Consider the following 22,711-nt stretch of genomic DNA (forward strand, 5'->3'; position numbering starts at 1 on the left):
GTAGCCTCATCGCGGGGCGAGCCCGCTCCTACCGGTCAATGCGTTTACCAGGTCAGTACCGCGCCCACGGCGAAGGTATCGGTGTCTTCATTCTGCGCATCGCCTTCATGGCCGTCGATCTCGAACTGGTTGTACTCGGCGACCAGCTTGAGGTTGTCGTTGATGTCATGAAACAGCGCTATGCCACGGGTTTCATAGTCGGCGCCGGTGTTCACCGCGCCATTGCCGTCATCCCTGGTCTTGCCATACGACAGCGCCAGACGGTTCTTGCCGAGCTTGTACGAGCCCTGAAGCAGATAACCCTTGCTGTCGACCTCACGCAAGGTCGCCTCGCCGGCGTTGTTGGTGAAGAACGGGTTGATGCCCTTGGCGGTAAAACCTGAGCCGGTCAGCGACAACCCGCCGATCTTCGCCTGCACGCCATAGCCGAGGCCCTTGGAAGTCACCGAATCGACGCTGCTGTCGGTGTTGTCCGAGGTCTGGTAGGTGCCGTTGAGCCAGCTGTAAATCTGCGCGCCGCCGAGGTCGAACTGGTAGGTGATCTCGCTCTCGGTGCGCGGGTTTTCCTGGTAGGCCTTGCCCACCGCGCTGTCGTCGTTGGTGTCCACCGGGTCGAGGATCCCCACGGCAATGCGCAAGCCGTCCAACACCGGCGTGCGGTAGGTGATCTGCGAGGTCGGGAACGGGTACGGGTAGCCGCTGCCGATGTTGCCGAACGACACCCCGCCGCCATCGACCAGGCCCAAGGTGTCGCTGACCTGGCCGTAGCCGGCGAGCAACTCGTCGAGGAGGATGTTGGAGCGGGCGAACAGGCCAAAGTCCTTGCCGATCAACACCTCGCCCCATTCGGGGTTGGCCACGGTGCCGTAGAACTGGCGCACGTCGATGGCGGTGTCGGTGCCGTTGGTTTCGCTGTCGTTGATGGTCACCCAGAACGACGCCCGGCCGCCGAGCTTGAGGTCATCGACCTGGCGGGTCATGTTGAAGCCCAGGTAATTGGGCAGAAAGCCCATCTTCACCCGCGATTGGCGACGGTCGTATTGCTCCCCGGCGCGGTCGACGTCGCTGTTGACGTAGAAGGCGTTGATGTAGCCGTCGGTGGAAAAGGTCGTCTGCTCCTTGTCGTAGAGCATGATCTCGGCGCCGGCCAGCGGGCTCAGGCCCAGGGCGGCAAGGCTTGTCAGCAACGGCAGGAAACGGCGATTGGCATTGTTATTGTTGTGCATGGCGCTCTCCGCAAAACGGGGGGACAGATGTCGGAGGCGATTATCGAAAGGCCCGGCAAGCGGCCATACCCTGCCTTGGCGGCGCTCCCGTGCTGCTTTGGCGCAACCGGCCCGGCTGCCCGCAGGCGGAACTAATCCCTTGCCCGTCAGTGTCACAAGGCTAAAGTGGCAAGACCCGGTGCGTTAGGCGCGCCCACCCATGCAAAAATGCAGACTGAGCCTGCAGATTTACGGATTGTATTGGGCAAATTTGCACTGATACGATCCTTCGATCCTCTAGCGCCTATCCAGACCGTGTTAAAACACGTGGAAAATCAATAACAAAGCAGGGAGAAAGCGATGACCGCGCACGCTCAAGCGCCAACCGACGTCCATGTACTGGCCGAGGTTCGCAACCATATCGGTCACTTGACCCTCAACCGCCCCTCCGGCCTCAACGCCCTGACCCTGGACATGGTCCGCCGCCTGCAGCGCCAACTTGACGCCTGGGCCACGGACTCACAGGTGCATGCCGTGACCCTGCGCGGCGAAGGCCCGAAAGGTTTCTGCGCCGGCGGCGACATCCGTTCGCTGTACGACAGCTACAAGGCCGGTGACAGCCTGCACCGGGATTTTTTCGTCGAGGAATACGCCCTCGACCTGTGCATCCACCATTACCCCAAGCCGGTGCTGGCACTGATGGACGGCTTCACCCTCGGCGGCGGCATGGGCCTGGCCCAGGGCGCCGACCTGCGGGTGGTCACCGAGCGCAGCCGCCTGGCCATGCCGGAAACCGCCATCGGTTATTTCCCGGATGTTGGCGGCAGTTATTTCCTCTCGCGCATTCCCGGCGAACTGGGCATCTACCTGGGGGTCAGCGGCGTCCAGGTGCAGGCGGCCGATGCGCTGTACTGTGGCCTGGCCGACTGGTACCTGGACAGCAGCAAACTGGCCAGCCTCGATGAGCGCCTCGACACCCTGAGCTTTGGCGAACACCCGCTCAAGGACCTGCAAGGGGTGCTGGCCAAACTCGGCACTCAGGTGCTTGAAGACGCACCGCTGGCCAGGCTGCGCCCGGCCATCGATCACTTCTTCGCCCTGCCCGACGTTGCCAGTATCGTCGAGCAACTGCGCGCCGTGACCGTGGCCGACAGCCATGAATGGGCACTGAAAGCCGCCGATCTGCTCGACAGCCGCTCGCCGCTGGCCATGGCCGTGACCCTGGAGATGCTTCGTCGCGGCCGTCACCTGAGTCTTGAAGACTGCTTCAAGATGGAGCTGCACCTGGACCGCCAGTGGTTCGAGCATGGCGACCTGATCGAAGGCGTACGCGCACTGATCATCGACAAGGACAAGCAGCCACGCTGGAACCCCGCCACCCTCGCCGGCCTCGACCGCCAGCGCGTGGATCAATTCTTCGAAGGCCTCTGAGGCCTGGAGTACGCAGATGCAAGACCTGGAACTGACTGAAGAACAGATCATGATCCGCGACATGGCCCGGGACTTCGCCCGTGGCGAGATCGCCCCCCATGCCCAGGCCTGGGAAAAGGCCGGCTGGATCGACGATGGCGTGGTGCAGAAGATGGGCGAGCTGGGCCTGCTGGGCATGGTCGTGCCCGAGCAATGGGGCGGCAGTTACACCGACTATGTCGCCTACGCCCTGGCGGTCGAAGAGATCGCCGCCGGCGATGGTGCCACCGGTGCGCTGATGAGCATTCACAATTCGGTGGGCTGCGGCCCGCTGCTCGCCTACGGCAGCGCCGAACAGCAACAGACCTGGCTTGAGCGCCTGGCCAGCGGCCAGGTGATCGGCTGCTTCTGCCTGACCGAGCCGCAAGCGGGCTCCGAGGCCCACAACCTGCGCACCCGCGCCGAGCTTAAGGACGATCACTGGGTGATCAATGGCGCCAAGCAGTTCGTCAGCAATGCCCGCCGTGCAGGGCTGGCGATCGTCTTCGCGGTCACTGACCCGGAGCTGGGCAAAAAAGGTATTTCGGCGTTCCTGGTGCCCACCGACAACGAAGGCTTCGTGGTCGATCGCAGCGAGCACAAGATGGGCATCCGCGCCTCCGACACCTGCGCGGTGACCCTCAACAACTGCCGTATCCCGGCAGCCAACATGCTCGGCGAGCGCGGCAAGGGCCTGGCCATTGCCCTGTCCAACCTCGAAGGCGGGCGTATCGGCATCGCCGCCCAGGCCCTGGGCATTGCCCGCGCGGCGTTCGAGGCGGCGCTGGTGTATTCGCGTGACCGTATTCAGTTCGGCAAGCCGATCAACGAGCACCAGAGCATCGCCAACCTGCTGGCCGACATGCAGGTGCAGATCAACGCCGCACGGCTGTTGATTCTCCACGCCGCACGCCTGCGCAGCGCCGGCAAGCCATGCCTGAGCGAAGCCTCACAGGCCAAGCTGTTCGCCTCGGAAATGGCCGAGCGGGTGTGCTCCAAAGCGATCCAGGTGCATGGCGGGTATGGCTATCTGGAAGATTACCCGGTCGAGCGTTACTACCGCGATGCGCGCATTACCCAGATCTACGAAGGCTCCAGCGAAATCCAGCGCATGCTGATTGCCCGGGAGTTGAAGCACTACACCTTGTAAACACGGCCTACTGTAGGAGCGGGCTTGACCCGCGATGCGATATCACTGTTGAGTCGCTATCGCGGGTCAAGCCCGCTCCTACAGTCACTCCTCGACATGCACGCTGTCGAGGTAACTGCGCACCGCCCATAAGGCTTCCTGGCTGAGGTAGTCAGCCATCTTCGGCATGTACACCCGGCCATCGCGTACTGCGCCATTGCGCACCCGCTCGACAAACCATTCATCACCGGCAGCGCCTTCGTCGAGCAAGCGCAGGTCCGGGGCGATGCCGCCGGACTTGGCTTCAAGGCCGTGGCAGGCGGCGCAGTTCTGGTTGTAGGCCGAAGCACCGATGGACACCGCCTCGTCGTGGTCCTTGCTGTTGCGGTAGGGGTTTTCTGCGCGCCACTGCTCACCGAGCTTTTCCAGGTTGCCGGTGTTGACCGCGGTCGGCGTCACGTTGCCATGGGCAAAAGCCCCGGCGCTGCTCATCAGGCTGGCGCTGACGATCAGGCTCAACCAGGCGTTTTTTGCTGTTTTCATTGTTCTGCCCTCGACTGCTGTTTGCACGCAAAAACCTCTCGGCTGAAAGGTTGTGCCGGCATCTTAGAAACGTGCTGGCGAGGCCCCCATGCTGCTTTGGTGGCCGCAGCCTCCTCCCTTGGTAGTAGCGCTTGTGGGGCAGTGCCAAATCATGCCCGGCCTGGGAAATTTTCCCGTAAAGACCGGGAGATTTTCCGTATCGATCGCGCCCTTGGCGTTCCAGGCTATGCAGGCCAAAACCTTCATTGGGAACTCCAACCATGACAATAAGATCGTTACCCGCCGCACTTTCCCCGCTGACTGCTGCCGTGCATACCGTCCTCCTGCTGGGCAGCCTGGCCCTGGCCCCGCATGCCCTGGCGAAACCTGTGAGCTGGGAAGACATCGCCGACGACCACAAGAGCACCGGCAACGTGCTGCAGTACGGCATGGGCACCAATGCCCAGCGCTGGAGCCCGCTGGCCCAGGTCAACGACCACAACGTGTTCAAGCTGACCCCGGCCTGGTCGTACTCTTTTGGTGACGAGAAGCAGCGCGGCCAGGAGTCCCAGGCCATCGTCAACGACGGCGTGATCTACGTCACCGGCTCGTACTCGCGGGTGTTTGCCCTCGATGCCAAGACCGGCAAACGCCTGTGGACCTACAACCATCGCCTGCCGGACAACATTCGCCCGTGCTGCGACGTGGTCAACCGCGGCGCCGCCATCTATGGCGACAAGATCTACTTCGGCACTCTCAACGCCCAGGTCATCGCCCTGAACAAGGACACCGGCAAGGTGGTGTGGAAGAAAAAGTTCGGCGACCACAGCGCCGGCTACACCATGACCGGCGCCCCGACCCTGATCAAGGACCAGAAGAGCGGCAAAGTGTTGCTGATTCACGGCAGCTCCGGCGATGAATTCGGCGTGGTCGGCCAGCTGTATGCCCGCGACCCGGAAACCGGCGACGAGGTGTGGATGCGGCCCTTCGTCGAGGGCCACATGGGCCGCCTGAACGGCAAGGACAGCACCCCCACCGGTGACGTCAAGGCGCCGTCCTGGCCGGATGATCCGAACACCGAGACCGGCAAGGTCGAAGCCTGGAGCCATGGCGGCGGCGCGCCGTGGCAGAGCGCAAGCTTCGATGCCGAGACCAATACCATCATCGTCGGCGCCGGCAACCCGGGGCCGTGGAACACCTGGGCGCGTACCTCCAAGGATGGCAACCCGCACGACTTCGACAGCCTCTACACCTCGGGCCAGGTCGGTGTCGACCCCTCGACCGGCGAAGTGAAGTGGTTCTACCAGCACACGCCTAACGACGCCTGGGACTTTTCCGGCAACAACGAGTTGGTGCTGTTCGACTACAAGGACAAGGACGGCAAGCAGTACAAGGCCACCGCCCATGCTGACCGTAACGGCTTCTTCTACGTGGTCGACCGCACCAACGGCAAACTCAAGAACGCCTTCCCGTTCGCCGACAACATCACCTGGGCCAGCCACATCGACCTCAAGACCGGCCGCCCGGTGGAAAACCCCGGCCAGCGTCCGGCCAAGCCCGAACCTGGGCAAACCAAGGGCAAGCCGGTAGAAGTCTCGCCACCGTTTTTGGGCGGCAAGAACTGGAACCCGATGGCCTACAGCCAGGACACCGGCCTGTTCTATGTGCCGTCGAACCAGTGGAAAGAGGAGTACTGGACCGAGGAAGTCAACTACAAGAAAGGCTCGGCCTACCTGGGCATGGGTTTCAGGATCAAGCGCATGTACGAGGACCACGTCGGTTCGCTGCGGGCCATGGACCCGACCACCGGCAAGATGGTCTGGGAGCACAAGGAGCGCCTGCCGCTGTGGGCCGGGGTACTGGCGACCAAGGGCAACCTGGTGTTCACCGGTACCGGTGATGGCTACTTCAAGGCCTTCAACGCCAAGACCGGCGAAGAACTGTGGAAATTCCAGACTGGCAGCGGCATCGTCTCGCCGCCGATCACTTGGGAACAGGACGGTGAGCAGTACATCGGCGTGACCGTCGGCTACGGCGGCGCGGTGCCGCTGTGGGGCGGCGACATGGCCGAGCTGACCAAGCCGGTGGCCCAGGGTGGCTCGTTCTGGGTGTTCAAGATCCCGGCCTGGGATACCAAGACGGCCCAGCGCTAAGCCCATCGTCGGCCAAGCCCGCTCCGTGTTGGAGCGGGCTTGGCCGGCGATAGCCATCTCACAGCCCAGGAGATCCCCATGAAATACCTCCCGCTCTTGCTCACCCTCGCCTGCACCGCCGCCCTCGCCGACGACGACGCGCCATTGACCATCAACGGCTGCACCATCGCCCAGGAGAGCCAGTGCCCCAACGCCAACCTGCGCAACGCCGACCTCAGCAACCAGGACCTGCGCAAAATGAACCTGGCCGGTGCCGACCTGCGCGGGGCGAATTTGCGCCACGCGCGCCTGGACCTGGCCAACCTGGAAAAAGCCCGACTGCAAGGCGCCAACCTCACCCGCGCCAGCCTGCAGCAAAGCAACCTGCGCCTGGCCGACCTGCGCGATGCCAGGCTGATTGCGGTACAGGCCTGGGGCATGTTCGCCCAGGGCGCCAACTTCGAAAATGCCGACTTGAGCGCCGCCTACCTGGAGTTCGCCCGCCTGTCCGGGGCCAAACTGCACAACAGCAAACTGCAGGCCGCCGACCTGGAAATGACCTGGTTGAGCAAGGCCGACCTCAAGGGCGCCAACCTTGCCGATGCCAATCTGCAAGAAGCCAAGTTCGGCGAAAGCAACCTGGAGCAGGCCGACCTGCGCGGCAGCCGCCAGCATTACGCCAACTTCCAGGACAGCAACATGCAAGGCTGCCAGGGCTGCCCCACCACCTGGGACTAGGCAACCACCCGCAGCAAGCCGGCCTCGATCGCCAGGCGCACCATCTGCGCCTGGGAGGCCACCTGCAATTTGCTTTTGAGCAGGGTCAGGTAGTTGCTCACGGTCTTGCTGCTGATGCACAACTGCTCGGCGATCAGCCGGGTCGGCGTGCCCTTGGCCAGCATCAGAAAGATTTCCGTTTCACGTTGGGTCAGGCCGTGAATGCCAGTATCGCCTGGCTGACAGACAAGCTCGGTGGCCAGTGCCTGTTCGATGTAGGCATGCCCGCAAAGCACCCGGCGCACCGCTTCAAGCAGCACGGCAGGCTCCGCCGCCTTGGACAGGTAACCACAGGCGCCGGCCGCCATGGCCTGGCGCACCAGGCCAAGGTCGGTGTGCTCGCTGAAAAACAGCACGCGCAGTTGCGGCAGGCGCTGGCGCAGGCGTCGGGTGGTTTCCACGCCGCTGATACCCGGCAAGTCAACGTCCATGATCACCAGCCCCGGCAACTGCTCGCCGACCTTGGCCAGCGCCTCTTCGCCACTGGCCGCCTCGATCACCGTCATGCCCTCCAGGCCCTGTTGCAGCGCCGCGACCAGGCCCAGACGCAGCATCGGGTGATCATCCACCAGCAATATCGCCATCTTCGCAGCTCCCGCAGGTTTGCCCCATGCTAGAACGCACGCCTGGGCGCCCGCCTACTACTTTGGTACTGTTTTGCTTGTCGATGGTCGCATTCCCAAAGCGTTGCACCTGGCCTGTAATGAAGGGGTGCAGCACAACCACAACAATAAGGTGCAAAGCCATGTACAAGATTCTGATCGCCGACGACCATCCGTTGTTTCGCGAGGCCATCCACAATGTCATCAGCGACGGCTTTCCCGGCAGCGAGGTGATGGAAACCGCCGACCTCGACAGCGCCCTGGCGATCACTGGCGATCATGACGACCTCGACCTGATCCTGCTCGACCTGAACATGCCCGGTATGCACGGCCTGGGCGGTTTGATCAACCTGCGCAACGAGGCGCCGACCATCCCGGTGGTGATCGTCTCGGCCGAACAGGACAAGCAAGTCGTGCTGCAGGCCATTACCTACGGCGCCGTCGGCTTTATCACCAAATCCTCGCCACGCTCACAGATGACCGAGGCCATCGAGCAGATTCTCAACGGCAATGTCTACTTGCCGCCGGACATCATCCGCACGCAAAAGAGCAGCAGCCGGCGCAACCAGGGTGACCATCAGGGCTTTGCCCCCGAGCTGCTGCAAGCCCTGACCCGCAAGCAGTTGCTGGTGCTCGAACGCATGACCAAGGGCGAATCGAACAAGCAGATCGCCTACAACCTCGACATCGCCGAAACCACGGTCAAGGCTCACGTCTCGGCGATTTTGCGCAAGCTCAACGTGCACAACCGGGTGCAGGCGATCCTCAGTGCCGGCGACATCGACTTCACCGCTTACCTGCGGCGATAGTCACGCTCCATGACAATCATGCAAATTAGCCATTGAAACCTGGGCAAGGCCTGAAGTAAGCTCGGGCACATCAACTGGAGAGTCACATGTCGCACACCACCCTCACTCACGCTTGCAGCACTGGTCGCCTGTCGCGCCCCGTGGCCGCTGCCGAGTGCGCGACTGTCTCCCCGGCAGCGTTTTATTTTGGGTATTGGTTTAGCCACAGGCGCCGCTGATACCCTCACCGGCGCCCACTTTCAAGGGGCCGCCGAACACGAGAATACTCAACCCCCGGTCGGCCCCCCGACCGGGGGTTTTGCGTTTCAAGGCCCCGGCAATCAACGAATTACATTGAGGAACAGAACATGAACTACGCCACTTACCGTTACCAAAGCTTCAACTTCTGGCGATTTAGCCAATCCCGTTCGGGCCAGCCTGCCGCCTCCGATCGGTCACTTGTTGGTGGCACACATACACATGACGCCAATCCGGCCAACTGTCGAACACCTCGATAGGGCCGAGCGCGCGGGCCAGACCCCGCCAGCCGCCCAGGGAATTCACACCATGCAATCGTCCAACCTCGCTCTGCCACTGTCCGAACCCAGCGCTGCCAACAGCGCCGTCAGCCAACGCCTGCCGAGCCCGATGTTGCTCAAGCAGCAAATGCCGCTTTCCCCCGCCCTCGCCGCCCAGGTCGAAGCCCATCGCCAGGCCGTGCGCGCCATCCTCGATGGCCACGACCAGCGCCTGCTGCTGATCGTCGGCCCGTGCTCGCTGCACGACCCGCGCTCGGCCCGCGAATACGCCCAACGCCTGGCCCGCCTGGCCTCGGAGGTCAGCGACAAGATGCTCCTGGTGATGCGCGCCTACGTCGAAAAGCCGCGCACCACCGTCGGCTGGAAGGGCCTGGCCTACGATCCGCACCTGGATGGCAGCGACGACATGCACGGCGGCATCGCGCTGTCGCGCGGGCTCATGCTGGCCATGCTCGAATGCGGCCTGCCGGTGGCCACCGAGCTGCTGCAACCGATGGCGGCCGGCTACTTCGATGACCTGCTGAGCTGGGCGGCGATTGGCGCGCGCACCACCGAGTCGCAGATTCACCGCGAAATGGTCAGCGGCCTGGGTTTGCCGGTAGGCTTCAAGAACGGCACCGACGGCGGTGTTGGCATTGCCTGCGACGCGATCCGCAGCGCCGCCCACGGCCACCGGCATTTCGGCATGGACGTGCAAGGCTACCCGGCAATTGTCGAGACCCTGGGCAACGCCGACACCCACCTGGTGCTGCGCGGCGGCAGCAAGGGCCCGAACTACGACCGCCAGAGCATCGCCCTGGCCCGCCAGGGCCTGGCCAAAGCCGGCGTCGCGGCACGGATCATGGTCGATTGCAGCCACGCCAACAGCGCCAAGGACCCCCTGCGCCAGCCGGCGGTGTTCAACGAGGTGCTCGAGCAGCGCCTGCAGGGCGATACCTCGCTGATCGGCATGATGATCGAGGGCCACCTGCTCGACGGTTGCCAGACACTGGGCACGCAGCCGCTCAAATACGGCGTGTCGATCACCGACGGTTGCCTGGGCTGGGATTCGACCGAGCGCTTGCTGCGTGAGGCGGCTGGACGGTTGTGACGCCTTTCAAATAGAGCGGCACGGTTCTGGCTGTTTCGTACCTATCCTGGCAAGTAAAAAAGCCGCCCCTAGCGGGCGGCCTATCAAGAACACACAAGCCTTGATTCAAGTGAATCGAATGGTTCGAGTTATCAAGGACCCCCGCACAAGGAAGCTAACGATGAGTTCGAACGTTAATACAACTGGTTCAGCTCTTGAATGAACTACGTCGATTACAACGTATCCCTCTCGCACCGAACCGACGGGGTAGTACTGCATTCTGATGGTTACGGCGGCCCCCGGATGCCCCACTACCTGCGCGCCCCCGGAAAGGGTTACCTTGCACCATTGATTGCCATCGAAGTTATGCGTCCTATAGACGATTCGGTTCACGCTTCGCCCATCGGCTCGTGCTCCCGTTGCCGCCATCGCCCAGATGTAACGGCCGCCTAAACTAAGGTAGCTAGAATTGTGTCTGAAGTTCACCTCAGTAGTCACTGGACTGCCGCCATGAGGAGAAACAACCACGCTTATGCTGTAGGCATTGGCGCCCACCCATTCACGCCACTCCCCCCGCTGGTCAAGTGTTACGTCTTTCTGTATTCCTCCATGGTCAAAGTAACCGTTGCCAACCACTCGCAAGGTCGCAACTTGCCCCGGATTGCCCGTCACCAATAATTGGTTGCCCATCGTCGTTTGTGGCGGTATCTTGAGCGAGCCTTCAGCGGTAACCATCACAGCCACCGGGCTCAGCACCCGCATCTCATAAGCAATCACCGGCGCAACGATGTCCTCCACCCTTAAATGAATACTCAGGCGCGAACGGTCAGCCAGGCCTTCAAGGGCCGAGCGCATGATCGAACGTGTGATGCCCCCGCTCACTTCATCCGCAGACACCGGATGCGCCACCAGTAGCGGCAGCGTCCAGCTCCCACCGCTTTTGAGCGTGCCCCGCAGGTCGACCCATACCCGTTGATCCCGGGCAATCCCCTGCCACCTGTCAATCCGCAGGGTGGCGTTGCCGGAAAAGGCTGCCAGTTCCAGCACATTGCTGTCGCGTGCCTCGAGGATCCGCGGATCGGTCAGGCTGATCTGCACCTGCAGGATCTGATACTCACGCACCGGAAACCTGATTGCCTGTGACTCTTCGGCATCCAGACGCAGCGCTACCGCCATTTCCAGAGTTATCCGGCTTTGGTGGGCAAATGCCTGCAAATCCGTCCTGTCCAGGGTAGCGCGTACCCCCCGATTGACTTCACCCGCCGACACCTGCTGCCCTTCCCCCAGACGGATAGTCTTGGGATTACCTTGTACATCGGTGCCATGGCAACGGAACCAGTAGCGCTGGCGCTCATTGATTCCGTTCCACGTCGCCACGGTTGCCAGCGCATTGCCGGGAAAACTCAGCAAATTGAGTGTATCGCCATTGGCCTCCTCGATCCGCGGCCGCGGCGGATTGCTCAACACCGGGCCGATTCCCAGGCGCAGGTAGTCCGAATAGCGCCGACGTTGGCCCAGCTCGCTGACGTGGTAGCGGATGCGTACCTCATGCCCCAGGCTGCGTACCATGTCTCGCTCATACACGGGAAAGCCGATGTCACCGATAAACTGCACATCATAAAAATCGATGATGTTCGCCCCGGCCACCGGGCTCAGCCACTCCATGGTCACCCTTTGCTCTTCCAGCATGCCGTCGTACACCGGAGCCTCGACGTTAGCCACCACAAGGCCGACCGGGTCGAGGGTATCGTTCTCCGCCTCGGGCACGTTCGGGGTGACCAGATCGGGGGCGGTTTCACCGACCCACAGTTTCAGTACTGGCGACTCCCGTGGCTCGCTGCTGCCGTAGAACACCCAGTAGGACAACTCCAGGTACCCGCCCGACAACGCGACGATATGCTCGGGCGGCACGATAAGCGCCACCTCTTTGCCCACCCCAAGTTCAGTCACATACCAATCGCGAAAATAAGAATAGGCGTGACCGTTGGCCTGCTTGCCTTGCCAGACCAGGCGTGCCTGCTGGTTGCGGTACATGCCCACCCACGGCGGAACGATCACCTCGGCACGCGACAGGGTGTCAGGGAGGTAATCCTCCTGGCTATCGTAAACCCTCGGCGGCAGCAACTCGGCCGCCTTGCCCCGCACCCCCACGGCAGTGGTTCGCGAAGCAAACTCCTGGCCTTCGCGGGTGACCTTATAGGAGACATAGGCCAGCCCCCCCGCGATCGACTCGGCGATGCTGTTGGGCACCTCGTGGACAATGGGCCGCGGAGGCGGAATGATGCCTACCGGGTACGGGAGGGATTCATGCGGCGGGATCGCCACCACCTCTTCGGTGAATCCACGAAAGATGAACACCACCTGGTCGCCGACCCTGAAGTCGGGCCGGTCGGCAATCACCGAGACCTCAACATCGGCCCCGTGCAGTTCCCCCAGGTCGAGGAAGCCTTCCTCGTCGAGCCCGGCCACCGCCGGCCGTGGCAGCAACACCAGGCTGACCTCGACAAAGGCGTAACTGGGCAACGAGGCGCCATCGGATTCGTTGCCCACCTCGTCTTCGAGCCAGTACAGCACCAGCAGGCGTTCATCATCGCCTCCGGCCTCGATGGTGGCAAAGTCGACGAACACCGGTATGGTCTTGCCCACTTCGCCTTGCTGGACAACATGGGTGACCTTGGCCCCACCCCAGCTCAAGCTGAGAACATCACCGGCCTCCATGATGCGCCAGCGGTTGACGTACACCGTGATGCCGTCCTGGGCCATTTCCCAGTCGATCAGGCCGAAGGGCACATCTGGCGACATCAGGGCGGCATTATGAGGGCTGCCGGGGATGGGATTGGGCCCGCCGGGCAAGGTGACCTTGACCTTGACCCGCAAACGCGCCGACGCGCGCTTATTGCCGCTCAGCGGCTCGACCGTGAACCATACCTCACTGACGCCTTTGGGAATGCGGGCAGCGGGAACGTACAGGGTGACTAGTTCGTTCACCTCTTCAGGCAGTACCACCACCGGAATCGGCGTGGCCGGCACCTGTTCGTCGCCAAAATGCACATGAACCTTATCGCCAGCGGCCATTTGCAGGTACGGCTCGACCAGAACCAGCAGCCCATCGGCGTGAGCTTCCAGGGCCCGCACACCAATGCCACCATCAAGGCCTGCGGGATGATCGATGAACTCTTTCCATTGCGGGATGCGCACATGGCTGGTTTCGACGCTGGTGATCTGGTTGACACGCATGAACCAGGGGCTGCCGTCGGCGGCGACGCCGCGGGTCGCATAGCGCGAGGCCAGGCCGGTGAAGTACAGGGTCTGGCTGAAGCGGGTCCAGCTACCACCCTGGGGCAGTTGAAACGTCACTGTCACTTCTTCGGCGACGCTGTCGACCACGTCGAACTGGCAATCACCGCTCAGCGCCGTCAACGGCAGGCTGACCACCTGGCCAGGGTGGCCGACAATCCGCGCACTGCCGCTGAGCTCAACCTGCACATAGGTGGCGTTGGCAAAGCCATCGGCATCGAAACACACCCGATTGGCCGACCGGCCGTTGGCCAGCGCGCCGCTCGCCGCACGGGCGCGCACACGCTGCTCATCTTGCTGCTGGGCGTACGGGAACACATCAACGAATTTCACCGGCACGTGCTGGGCTTGTGCGCCGCCGATCTGCGCGCTGACCAGCACCGTCTCGGCGTACGGATCACCCAGCCAGGCGATAAACTCGCCCTGGGCATCGAGAGTGAAGTCCAGTTGCTGGCTGTCGTTGTCGAACTGCGCCGAGCCATTGACGCTGAGACTGCCTTGCGCGCCGGGCCGGCCGGCCAGGGTCACCGCGCAGGTCTGGGTGGGCAGCGTCCAGTCCGCCGGCAAGACCGAGCTGGCCAGGCCGGCATCGGAGATGCCTATGTGCAATTGCCCCTGGCGCACGGTGTAGCTGCGCACCGGACACTCTAGCGCCGCAGCGCCACCGTAGCTGACGCTCAGGTGCAGCGACAACGGGCTGCCATCCTCCAGCGGTTCGAGAAAATCGCGCGGCAACGCCACGCTCAATTCCGCCACCTGCTCGACCGGGCTGTCCTCCCACAGCGCGAGCGTGGCGGTGGCGCTGCGCACTTCCAGCCACACCCGCTGGCCCACGGCCATAAACGGCCAGGCTCTGACGCTGACCTGGGCATCGCCTTCGAACAGGTCCAGGTCCAGCTCGTTGCCGATCGCCTCATCGATCCTCGGGTGCGCCAAGTCGTGATCATTCGGCACGCCGATTTGCACCGCCTGCCTGGGCGATTCGATCGCCGCCAGCTCGTTGCGCAGCACTTCATAATAAAACTGCACCGGGCCGTTGAAGTTCGCCGCCACCGCAGCCGCCGGCACGCTGATGGTGATGCTGCCGCTGTCACTGCCCGCACGCTCCGGGAGGGTGGGAGTGCCGGCGCCCGCCGATCCTTTCCAGTACAGGACGATGCGATCGCTTTCACGCATGCCCGGGTAGCTGATCAGCACCTGGGCGCAATGCAGACCGAGCATCGGGTCGTAACTGCCGTCCTGGGCGCCAATCAGCAGCGGCCGCTCAGGCACCGGCGCCACCGAGCGCAACGCCAGCGCCCGCGCTTGGGACTGTCGCGGCCGCCCGCCCAGCGCCGGCTCGACCACGTAGCTCATCATCACCGTGCTGCCCACCCCGGCCTGGGCGATGGCCTGGGGCACGCGAAAGCTGGGTGCGGCGCCACTGCTGTCGACAAGCTTGGCTTCGCTGTAGCTATGCCCCGGATCCTCAGCTTGCCAGGTAAAGGTGACCTTGTCCCCGGCGCGCTTGCTCGGGTAGTTGATGTTCACCTGCACCCCGAACGGGTAAAAATACGGATCGAGCTCATTGACCGGGTCGTCCAGCTCCGGCGCCGGCAGCAAGCCGGCAGCACTGATGCGCAGCTCCAGCACCGCCGATTGGCGAAAACCGACGCTGCGCGTGCTCAGCATGCGCACCTGGTAGAACACCCTGACCGAGCCCGACTCCAGCAGGTTGATGTGCGCCTTATCGACACTGAACGCCATCTCATCGTCACCTGCCCCCTCGTTATGGGAGACTGCCCGGCTGACCTGGTACAACGTCGGCCGGCCATCACTTTGAGTCCCCTGCCATACCACGGTCACCTGGTGGCCTTGTGTGCGCCCCTGGTACTTGGGGATCATTACCGTGGCCCGGGCAACATCATAGGCCAGCACACCCTCCGGCGCCTGATGGACCCGAGGCACGGTCAGCGCCTTGGGCTGACCTACAAAACCGATGCTCAGGCGCTGCGACTGCTGCTGGCCGCCAGCATTCACCAGCGTGTAGCCCACCACCGCCAGACCACTGGCCAGGGCCCAGGCTTTGTCATTGGGAATGGTGAACGTCAGGGTCTGCGGCAAGGTCCCGCGGATGGTCTGGTCCAGCTCGGTTACGGTCGGCACGCCCGAGTCGATGTAACCGGTAAAGCGTAGCCTGACCGTGTCACCGGTAGCGAATGCCGGCGCGCTGGCCTGCACATGAATCTGCAAGTCGTCGCTGCCCAGCACCTCGAGGTTGATATAGCCCTCGTTATCGAGCCCCGTGACCGAAACGGCCGGCAACTGCGCATGACCGGTGTCGACCACCACCGATACATGCGGCGCCCAGGTCTGGCTGGTGTTGTGGACAATATCGTGCACTTCCCAGGTCACCACCAGGTTGGGGCTGTCACCGGCCTGGAGGATGACGCTGCCGGGCACAGTGAACACCACCGGCTGGTTGAGGTCTGCCTCGACCAGGGTATAACTCAGCATGACCCCGCCCCAGCTCAGGCGGATCACGTCGCCGACCGCGCGGTTCTCATAGAAGTAGACCTGCACCTGAACGCCGTTTTCCAGGTGTTCGGCGGTCACCGGGTTGACACCGACATCCGCCGCCACCAGGCCCTGGTGCCCAGGCTCGGAACCGCCCGGGCGGTCCAGCTTGACCAGGATCGCGAGATCGCGGGAAGGCCCATACTCCACATTGTTGCGGCTGAAGGCATAGCGCACTGTATGTGCACCCGGGGTAAACCGCTCGCTCGGCAGGAACAGGGTCAGCGGCCGGCCGAGGTCGTATCCCTCAAGCACCAGCGGCGCAACGACCGGCGTGCTGTCGGCATCCATGTACACCCGCAACTCATCACCGGCGACCACATCAACGAACGGCGGCACGGTCGCCAGTACGCCACGCGGATCGATGCTCAGAGTATACAGGTTGACACCCGCGTCATGGCCGCTGACCGGTGCTACCGCATCGAACAGGGACAAGACGGGCAGTTCGCTGGTGGTGGTTGCGTCGACGGTATCGCTTTGCAATTCATTCATGGCAGACATGCCTCGGTGCAGGGGAAACGCGTTGTGGCCCCGCATGCTTACCGCCATGAATAAGGGCCGACCTGGGTAAAGTCGACCCTTATTCAATACCTCGTTATCGAGGCCAACAACTGACAAAAATACTAGGTGGCGGGTTCAAGCCCCATGAAATTTGTCCAGCTATACAGCGCGAAGTGCTCGTAATCCAGGCAGCAGCAAATTCACCGACCCTTGCTCGATGCCAACTATCAGCCACCCCGCATTTACGTTAGGCTTTACGTTTTACCCCAAGGAGCCACTCCCATGGCCAAAGCCACTGCCCGTCACATCCTGGTTGCCACCGAAGACAAGTGCAACGAACTCAAAGCCCAGATCGAAGCCGGCGCCGATTTCGCCGAAGTCGCCAAAGCCAACTCCACCTGCCCATCGAGCCGCCAGGGCGGCGACCTGGGCTCGTTCGGCCCGGGCCAGATGGTCAAGGAGTTCGACACCGTGGTGTTCAGCGCGCCGGTCAACACCGTGCAAGGCCCGGTGAAGACCCAGTTCGGTTATCACCTGCTGGAAGTGACCAGCCGTCAGGACTGATCGCTACTCTGCAAGCCGGCCTCCAGGGCCGGTTTGCTCGCGCAAGTGACCTGCTAAGCTTCAGCCACAGTCGTGGTTCAGGTGGTCAGGCGCTTGCGAATTGCTCCCTTCCCCTTCTTGTTGTTCGTCTTCGGCCTGGCCCTTGCCTGGTCATGCGCTGCCACGCCAGCGCCGGTTCACGCCCTGACGGTATACGGCGAAGCACCGCGCTATCCGTCCAGCTTCCAGCACTTGCGCTACGCCAACCCCGATGCGCCCAAAGGCGGCAGCCTGCGCCGCTCGGCCATCGAAATCGGCCAGTTCGACCACATCATTCCCTACATCGACAAGGGCATCGGCGTTGCCGAGGTCGATGGCTGGCTGTATTCGCCGCTGGCGGTGCGCTCCCAGGATGAACCCTACACCGTGTACGGGCTGGTGGCGCAAAAGCTTGAGCGCGATCCGCAGGGGCTGTGGCTGCGCTTCTATCTTGACCCGCGTGCGCGCTTTGCCGATGGCCAGCCGATCCGCGCCGAGGATGTGCGCTACACCTTCGCGCTGTTGATGCGCGCCGGTAGTCTCAAGTACCGCACCCAGTTCGCCGATGTCTCTGAGGTAAAGGTCGAGAACCCGCGCCAGATCATCTTTTACTTCAAGAACAACCAGAACCGCACCTTGCCTCTGGACCTGGCGACCCTGCCGGTGCTGCCCGAACACTGGTGGAAAGACCGCGATTTCGCCAATGGCGCAGGCTTCGAGGCGCCGCTGGGCAGCGGCCCGTACAGCGTCGGGCGGGTCGACAACGGTCGCAGTATCACCTTCGAGCGTAACAAGAGCTGGTGGGGGCGCGACCTGCCGGTCAACCGTGGCCGTTACAACTTCGACCAGGTGCGCATCGAGTACTTTGGCGACACCGAAGTGGCGCGCCAGGTGCTGCGCGGCGGCGGCTTCGACTACAACCGCGAGTTCTCGGCCACCGCCTATACCCTCGGTTACGCCAGCCCGGCGCTGGACGATGGCCGCCTGCAGCGCGCGCACCTGGCCAAGGACGCCCCGCAAACCGCCCAGGGCTTTGTCTTCAACCTGCAACGCCCGGTGTTCAAGGACCGCCGGGTGCGCCAGGCGCTGGGCCTGCTGTGGGACTTCGAGTGGAGCAACCGGCAGATGATGCGCAACCTGTACATTCGCCAGCAGAGCTTTTTCGCCAATACCGAACTGGCCGCGCGCAACCTGCCCGACGCCCAGGAGCTCAAGCTGCTGGAACCGTTGCGCGGGCAGATACCCGACGAGGTCTTCAGCCAGGTGTTCGAAGCGCCGCGCAGCGACGGCTCGGGGCTGATCCGTGACCAGCAGCTACAAGCCCTCGAACTGCTCGAAGCGGCAGGCTGGCAGCCGCGCGGTGATCAACTGGTCAATGCCCAGGGTGAACCGCTGAGCTTTACCTTCCTCAACGGCCAGGCCGGTTTCGAACGCTTGCTGCTGCCGTGGAAGCGCAACCTGGCGCAGATCGGCATCACCCTGGAGATCCGCCGCATCGACGCCTCGCAATACGTCAACCGGCTGATGGCCCGCGACTACGACCTGATCGTCACCGGCTACCCGGTGTCGCCGTCGCCCGGGCTTGAGCTGTACAACTATTTTGGTTCGGCGGCGGCCAGCGACCCCGGCTCGAACAACTACATGGTGCTCCAGGACCCGGCCGTGGACCGCTTGCTCGACGGCCTGGTCAAGGCCGAAACCAAGGCCGACATGCTGCGCCATGCCCATGCCCTGGACCGTGTGCTGAGCTGGAACTACTACTGGATTCCCAACTATTACCCACCCGGCTCATCTACCGTGTGGTGGAACCGCTTCGGCCTGCCCAAGGTGCAGCCGAGCAACGACGAAGGCCTGGACAGCTGGTGGCAAGTCAGCCCGACACCGCTGACCAACGCGCAGATGGCCGAGCGCCTGGGGAGCCGGCCATGATCGGCTACATCCTGCGCCGTCTGCTGCTGATCATCCCGACCTTGCTGATTATCCTGCTGGTCAATTTCGTCATCGTCCAGGCTGCCCCCGGCGGCCCGGTGGAACAAGCGGTAGCGCGCCTGCAGGGGATCGGCGGCGGTGCGCCGGGGGCCAGCAGCGAAACCCTGCACGCAAGTTCCAGGGCCAGCCGTGGCCTGGACCCCAAGCTGCTGGAGGACATCAAGCGCCAGTACGGTTTCGACAAGTCGGCGCCCGAGCGCCTGTGGCTGATGCTCAGCCAGTACGCCCGGCTGGACTTCGGCTCAAGCTTTTTTCGCGGCGCCAAGGTCACCGACCTGATCCTTGAGAAGATGCCGGTGACCTTGTCGCTGGGTTTCTGGGCCACACTGATCACCTACTTGGTGTCGATCCCGTTGGGAATCCGCAAGGCGGTGCGCCACGGCACCGCGTTCGATGCCTGGAGCAGCAGCCTGATTGTCATTGGCTACGCCCTGCCCTCGTTCCTGTTCGCCCTGCTGCTGATCGTGCTGTTTGCCGGCGGCACCTCGCTGAACTGGTTTCCGGTGCGCGGGCTGGTCTCGGAAGACTTCGACCAGCTCAGCCTGTTGGGCAAGATCGCTGATTACTTCTGGCACCTGGTGCTGCCGGTGGGCGCGCTGGTAATTGGCGGCTTTGCCACCCTGACCCTGCTGACCAAGAATGCCTTTCTCAACGAGATCACCCGCCAGTACGTGATCACCGCCCGGGCCAAGGGCCTGAGCGAGCAGCGGGTGCTGTACGGGCATGTGTTTCGCAACGCCATCCTGCTGGTGGTGGCCGGCATTCCCCAGGCGTTGATCAGCGTGTTCTTTGCCGGCTCGCTGCTGATCGAGGTGATCTTCTCCCTCGACGGCCTGGGGCGCATGAGCTACGAGGCGGCGGTGGCGCGGGATTATCCGGTGGTGTTCGGCTCGCTGTTCATCTTTACCCTGTTCGGCCTGCTGGTGCGCCTGATCGGTGACCTGTGCTACACCCTGGTCGACCCGCGCATCGACTTTGCCACGAGGGCCCACTGATGTTCAGCCTGTCGCCGGTATCGCGCAGGCGCCTGCAGCGCTTTCGGCGCAACCGCCGTGGCTGGATTTCGCTGTGGCTGTTTGCCTTGTTGCTGCTGGTGAGCCTGGGCGCGGAGCTGGTGGCCAACGACAAGCCATTGCTGTTGAGCTACCAGGGCCAGTTGTATTACCCGGCATTCAAACGTTACAGCGAGCAGCAGTTTGGCGGGCAGCTGCCATTCCAGCCGGACTACCGCAGCCAGTACGTACGCCAGCTGATCGAGGGCCAGGGCGGCTGGATGCTGTTTGCACCGGTGCCGTTCAGCGCCGACACCCCGAACTACGATTTGCTGGTGCCCGCCCCCAGCCCGCCGTCGGCGGTCAACTGGCTGGGTACCGACGACCAGGCCCGTGATGTACTGGCGCGGGTGCTGTATGGCACTCGGGTGTCGATTCTGTTTGCCCTGGCGCTGACGCTGATCAGCACCCTGATCGGCATCGCCGCCGGCGCCTTGCAGGGCTACCACGGTGGTTGGGTCGACCTGATCGGCCAGCGCTTGCTGGAGGTCTGGTCGGGGCTGCCAGTGTTGTACCTGCTGATCATCCTCAGCGGCTTTGTCGAGCCGAACTTCTGGTGGTTGCTGGGGATCATGGCGCTGTTTTCCTGGCTGGCGCTGGTGGACGTGGTGCGCGCCGAGTTCCTGCGTGGGCGCAACCTCGAGTACGTGCTGGCCGCCCGTGCCCTGGGCCTGCCTGACCGCTGGGTGATCCTGCGGCACATTTTGCCCAACGCCATGAACGCCACCCTGACCTACCTGCCGTTTATTCTCACCGGCGCCATCACCACCCTCACCGCCCTGGATTTTCTCGGTTTCGGCATGCCCGCCGGCAGCGCTTCGCTGGGCGAGTTGGTGACCCAGGGCAAGCAGCATTTGCAGGCACCGTGGCTGGGCTTTACCGCGTTCTTTGCCCTGGCATTGATATTGTCGCTGTTGGTGTTCATTGGCGATGCCTTGCGCGAAGCCTTCGATCCACGGGCATAATCGCAGCCTTTACCCCGGCGGAGCGGCCCATGCAGGACAGTGACAGCCTCAAGGACTATCAGCAGGTGCGCCTGCTGGCGATTCGTTCGCTGTTCGAGATCATCGAGCAGTCCAGCGAAGGCACGATCATCGTCGACCGCGATGCGCGCATTGTCTGGATGAACCAGCGCTACGCCCGGCGCTTTGGCCTTGAAGACGCCAGCAGCGCCATCGGCCAACCGTGCGAGAGCATTATTCCCGGCAGCCTGATGCGCGAGGTGCTGAGCAATGGCCGGCCGATCCTGCTGGACATGCTCGACACCCCCAAGGAGCCGCTGGTGGTCATGCGCCTGCCGGTGCACGACGCCGCCGGCACGCTGATCGGCGCTATCGGTTTTGCCCTGTTCGACGAGCTGCGCAGCCTCTCGCCGCTGCTCAAGCGCTACGCCAGCATGCAGCAGGAACTGGCCTCGACCCGTTCGTTGCTGCGCGCCCGCCAGGCCAAGTACAGCTTCGCTCAGTTCATCGGCACCAGCGCCGCCAGCCTTGAAGTCAAGCGCCGCGCCCGGCGTGGCGCCAGCAGTGACTCACCGGTGTTGCTGCTGGGCGAAACCGGCACCGGCAAAGAGCTACTGGCCCATGCCATTCATGCCGCTTCGCCGCGGGCGCACAAGGCCTTTGTCAGCATCAACAGCGCCGCAATCCCGGAGACGCTGCTCGAAGCCGAGTTCTTCGGCACCGCCCCGGGCGCCTTTACCGGCGCCGAGCGCAAGGGCCGCCCGGGCAAACTGCAGATTGCCGAGGGTGGCACGCTGTTTCTCGATGAAATCGGTGACATGCCCTTCCCGCTGCAAAGCAAGCTGCTGCGCGTCTTGCAAGAGAAGGAATACGAGCCGGTCGGCTCCAACCAGATGATCCACAGCGATGTGCGGATCATTGCCGCCACCTCCACCGACCTGCAGGCGGCCATGGCCCGTGGCGAGTTTCGTGCCGACCTGTACTACCGCTTGAACGTGCTGCCGATCCAGGTGCCGCCGCTGCGTGAACGCCTGGAGGATTTGCCAGCGTTGAGCGAGGCGATTCTTGAAGAGCTGGGCAGCCAGCACGAGCTGGACGATGAGGCCCAGGCGCTGCTGGCCCGGCATGCCTGGCCGGGCAATATCCGCGAGCTGCGCAATGTGCTGGAACGGGCGACCTTGCTGGCCGATCAAGCGCGCCTGGGGCTGGGCGATGTTCAGGCGGCGCTGGGCGACCTGGCGCCGCTGCCGGTTGAAGCCGCCACGTTGAGCTATAAACAGGCGTGTGCCGATTTTGAGCGGCAGTTACTCGAAAACACCCTGGCGCGCTGTGCCGGGAATGTACCGGAAGCGGCGCGGCAGCTGGGGTTGGGGCGCTCGACGCTGTACAAGAAACTGGTGGCGCTGGGGATCAAGTCTCAATAAAGAGATATGTGTTTCTTTTTTGAGACTGTTATCGCGGGGCAAGCCCGCTCCCACCGGGAAGATGTCCGACGGCAGGAGCGGGCTTGCCCCGCGAACCGTTCAATCTCAATTCAGAGACTTTCATCTCAAAAAAACA

The 22,711-nt window shown here is 63.2% G+C and carries 15 protein-coding genes; 11 read left to right on the forward strand and 4 right to left on the reverse strand.

Annotation, left to right across the window (positions count from 1 at the left end; translation table 11 throughout):
* Positions 1-44: 44 nt before the first annotated feature.
* Entirely contained in the window at positions 45-1,226 is a 1,182-nt protein-coding gene (locus tag LOY22_RS13380) for a porin (protein ID WP_045201972.1), read from the reverse strand.
* Positions 1,227-1,565: 339 nt separating this feature from the next.
* Between LOY22_RS13380 and LOY22_RS13385 the strand changes: the two genes are divergently transcribed.
* Positions 1,566-2,636, forward strand: a complete 1,071-nt coding sequence (locus LOY22_RS13385) for an enoyl-CoA hydratase/isomerase family protein (RefSeq protein WP_093382730.1) — start codon at positions 1,566-1,568, stop codon at positions 2,634-2,636.
* Between the two features lie 16 nt (positions 2,637-2,652).
* Positions 2,653-3,804, forward strand: a complete 1,152-nt coding sequence (locus LOY22_RS13390) for an acyl-CoA dehydrogenase family protein (RefSeq protein ID WP_258593461.1) — start codon at positions 2,653-2,655, stop codon at positions 3,802-3,804.
* An 84-nt stretch (positions 3,805-3,888) separates the two neighbouring features.
* Here the strand turns inward: LOY22_RS13390 and pedF are convergent, their stop codons facing one another.
* On the reverse strand, positions 3,889-4,326 hold the full coding sequence (gene pedF / locus LOY22_RS13395; RefSeq protein ID WP_045201967.1) for a cytochrome c-550 PedF: 438 nt from the start codon (positions 4,324-4,326) through the stop codon (positions 3,889-3,891).
* Positions 4,327-4,586: 260 nt separating this feature from the next.
* On the opposite strand from pedF, the gene exaA reads away from it, so the two are divergent.
* Positions 4,587-6,458: a quinoprotein ethanol dehydrogenase gene (gene exaA, locus LOY22_RS13400; RefSeq protein WP_258593463.1), complete on the forward strand. Its 1,872-nt coding sequence runs from the start codon at positions 4,587-4,589 to the stop codon at positions 6,456-6,458.
* 78 nt (positions 6,459-6,536) lie between these two features.
* Positions 6,537-7,175 carry a pentapeptide repeat-containing protein gene (locus tag LOY22_RS13405; protein WP_045201964.1) on the forward strand — a complete coding sequence of 213 codons (639 nt, stop codon included), beginning with the start codon at positions 6,537-6,539 and terminating at the stop codon, positions 7,173-7,175.
* On the opposite strand, the gene LOY22_RS13410 is transcribed toward LOY22_RS13405, so the two are convergent.
* A complete protein-coding gene (locus tag LOY22_RS13410) occupies positions 7,172-7,798 on the reverse strand; it encodes a response regulator transcription factor (protein ID WP_093382718.1) in 627 nt (208 codons plus the stop codon). The genes LOY22_RS13405 and LOY22_RS13410 overlap by 4 nt on opposite strands.
* A gap of 161 nt (positions 7,799-7,959) precedes the next feature.
* On the opposite strand from LOY22_RS13410, the gene LOY22_RS13415 reads away from it, so the two are divergent.
* The gene (locus LOY22_RS13415; protein ID WP_045201960.1) at positions 7,960-8,625 is read left to right on the forward strand and encodes a response regulator transcription factor; all 666 of its coding nucleotides are present in this window, start codon (positions 7,960-7,962) and stop codon (positions 8,623-8,625) included.
* A gap of 546 nt (positions 8,626-9,171) precedes the next feature.
* Positions 9,172-10,233, forward strand: coding sequence for a 3-deoxy-7-phosphoheptulonate synthase (locus LOY22_RS13420; protein ID WP_093382715.1), 1,062 nt, complete (start codon positions 9,172-9,174; stop codon positions 10,231-10,233).
* 105 nt (positions 10,234-10,338) lie between these two features.
* Here LOY22_RS13420 and LOY22_RS13425 read toward each other — a convergent pair whose 3' ends face one another.
* On the reverse strand, positions 10,339-16,557 hold the full coding sequence (locus LOY22_RS13425) for a hypothetical protein (RefSeq protein WP_258593467.1): 6,219 nt from the start codon (positions 16,555-16,557) through the stop codon (positions 10,339-10,341).
* 291 nt (positions 16,558-16,848) lie between these two features.
* Between LOY22_RS13425 and LOY22_RS13430 the strand changes: the two genes are divergently transcribed.
* The 5 genes from LOY22_RS13430 to LOY22_RS13450 all read left to right on the forward strand — a co-directional run bounded on the left by LOY22_RS13430 (position 16,849) and on the right by LOY22_RS13450 (position 22,575).
* Positions 16,849-17,130 (forward strand): peptidylprolyl isomerase, encoded by a 282-nt coding sequence (locus tag LOY22_RS13430; RefSeq protein WP_045201958.1) that lies wholly within the window; start codon positions 16,849-16,851, stop codon positions 17,128-17,130.
* A 93-nt stretch (positions 17,131-17,223) separates the two neighbouring features.
* The gene (locus LOY22_RS13435; protein WP_258593469.1) at positions 17,224-19,077 is read left to right on the forward strand and encodes an extracellular solute-binding protein; all 1,854 of its coding nucleotides are present in this window, start codon (positions 17,224-17,226) and stop codon (positions 19,075-19,077) included.
* Positions 19,074-20,132, forward strand: coding sequence for a microcin C ABC transporter permease YejB (locus LOY22_RS13440; protein ID WP_213601185.1), 1,059 nt, complete (start codon positions 19,074-19,076; stop codon positions 20,130-20,132). Before LOY22_RS13435 ends, LOY22_RS13440 begins: the two co-directional genes overlap by 4 nt.
* Positions 20,132-21,154 carry an ABC transporter permease gene (locus tag LOY22_RS13445; protein WP_045201955.1) on the forward strand — a complete coding sequence of 341 codons (1,023 nt, stop codon included), beginning with the start codon at positions 20,132-20,134 and terminating at the stop codon, positions 21,152-21,154. Before LOY22_RS13440 ends, LOY22_RS13445 begins: the two co-directional genes overlap by 1 nt.
* Positions 21,155-21,183: 29 nt before the next feature.
* Positions 21,184-22,575 carry a sigma-54-dependent Fis family transcriptional regulator gene (locus tag LOY22_RS13450; protein ID WP_258593472.1) on the forward strand — a complete coding sequence of 464 codons (1,392 nt, stop codon included), beginning with the start codon at positions 21,184-21,186 and terminating at the stop codon, positions 22,573-22,575.
* The last annotated feature ends 136 nt before the right edge of the window (positions 22,576-22,711 follow it).

The sequence above is a fragment of the Pseudomonas sp. B21-035 genome (genome assembly GCF_024748945.1).
GTDB lineage: Bacteria > Pseudomonadota > Gammaproteobacteria > Pseudomonadales > Pseudomonadaceae > Aquipseudomonas.

Coding starts and splice junctions, on each gene's coding strand:
- LOY22_RS13380 (WP_045201972.1), bottom strand. CDS start 1,226: ATGCACAACAATAACAATGCCAATCGCCGTTTCCTGCCGTTGCTGACA.
- LOY22_RS13385 (WP_093382730.1), top strand. CDS start 1,566: ATGACCGCGCACGCTCAAGCGCCAACCGACGTCCATGTACTGGCCGAG.
- LOY22_RS13390 (WP_258593461.1), top strand. CDS start 2,653: ATGCAAGACCTGGAACTGACTGAAGAACAGATCATGATCCGCGACATG.
- pedF (WP_045201967.1), bottom strand. CDS start 4,326: ATGAAAACAGCAAAAAACGCCTGGTTGAGCCTGATCGTCAGCGCCAGC.
- exaA (WP_258593463.1), top strand. CDS start 4,587: ATGACAATAAGATCGTTACCCGCCGCACTTTCCCCGCTGACTGCTGCC.
- LOY22_RS13405 (WP_045201964.1), top strand. CDS start 6,537: ATGAAATACCTCCCGCTCTTGCTCACCCTCGCCTGCACCGCCGCCCTC.
- LOY22_RS13410 (WP_093382718.1), bottom strand. CDS start 7,798: ATGGCGATATTGCTGGTGGATGATCACCCGATGCTGCGTCTGGGCCTG.
- LOY22_RS13415 (WP_045201960.1), top strand. CDS start 7,960: ATGTACAAGATTCTGATCGCCGACGACCATCCGTTGTTTCGCGAGGCC.
- LOY22_RS13420 (WP_093382715.1), top strand. CDS start 9,172: ATGCAATCGTCCAACCTCGCTCTGCCACTGTCCGAACCCAGCGCTGCC.
- LOY22_RS13425 (WP_258593467.1), bottom strand. CDS start 16,557: ATGAATGAATTGCAAAGCGATACCGTCGACGCAACCACCACCAGCGAA.
- LOY22_RS13430 (WP_045201958.1), top strand. CDS start 16,849: ATGGCCAAAGCCACTGCCCGTCACATCCTGGTTGCCACCGAAGACAAG.
- LOY22_RS13440 (WP_213601185.1), top strand. CDS start 19,074: ATGATCGGCTACATCCTGCGCCGTCTGCTGCTGATCATCCCGACCTTG.
- LOY22_RS13445 (WP_045201955.1), top strand. CDS start 20,132: ATGTTCAGCCTGTCGCCGGTATCGCGCAGGCGCCTGCAGCGCTTTCGG.
- LOY22_RS13450 (WP_258593472.1), top strand. CDS start 21,184: ATGCAGGACAGTGACAGCCTCAAGGACTATCAGCAGGTGCGCCTGCTG.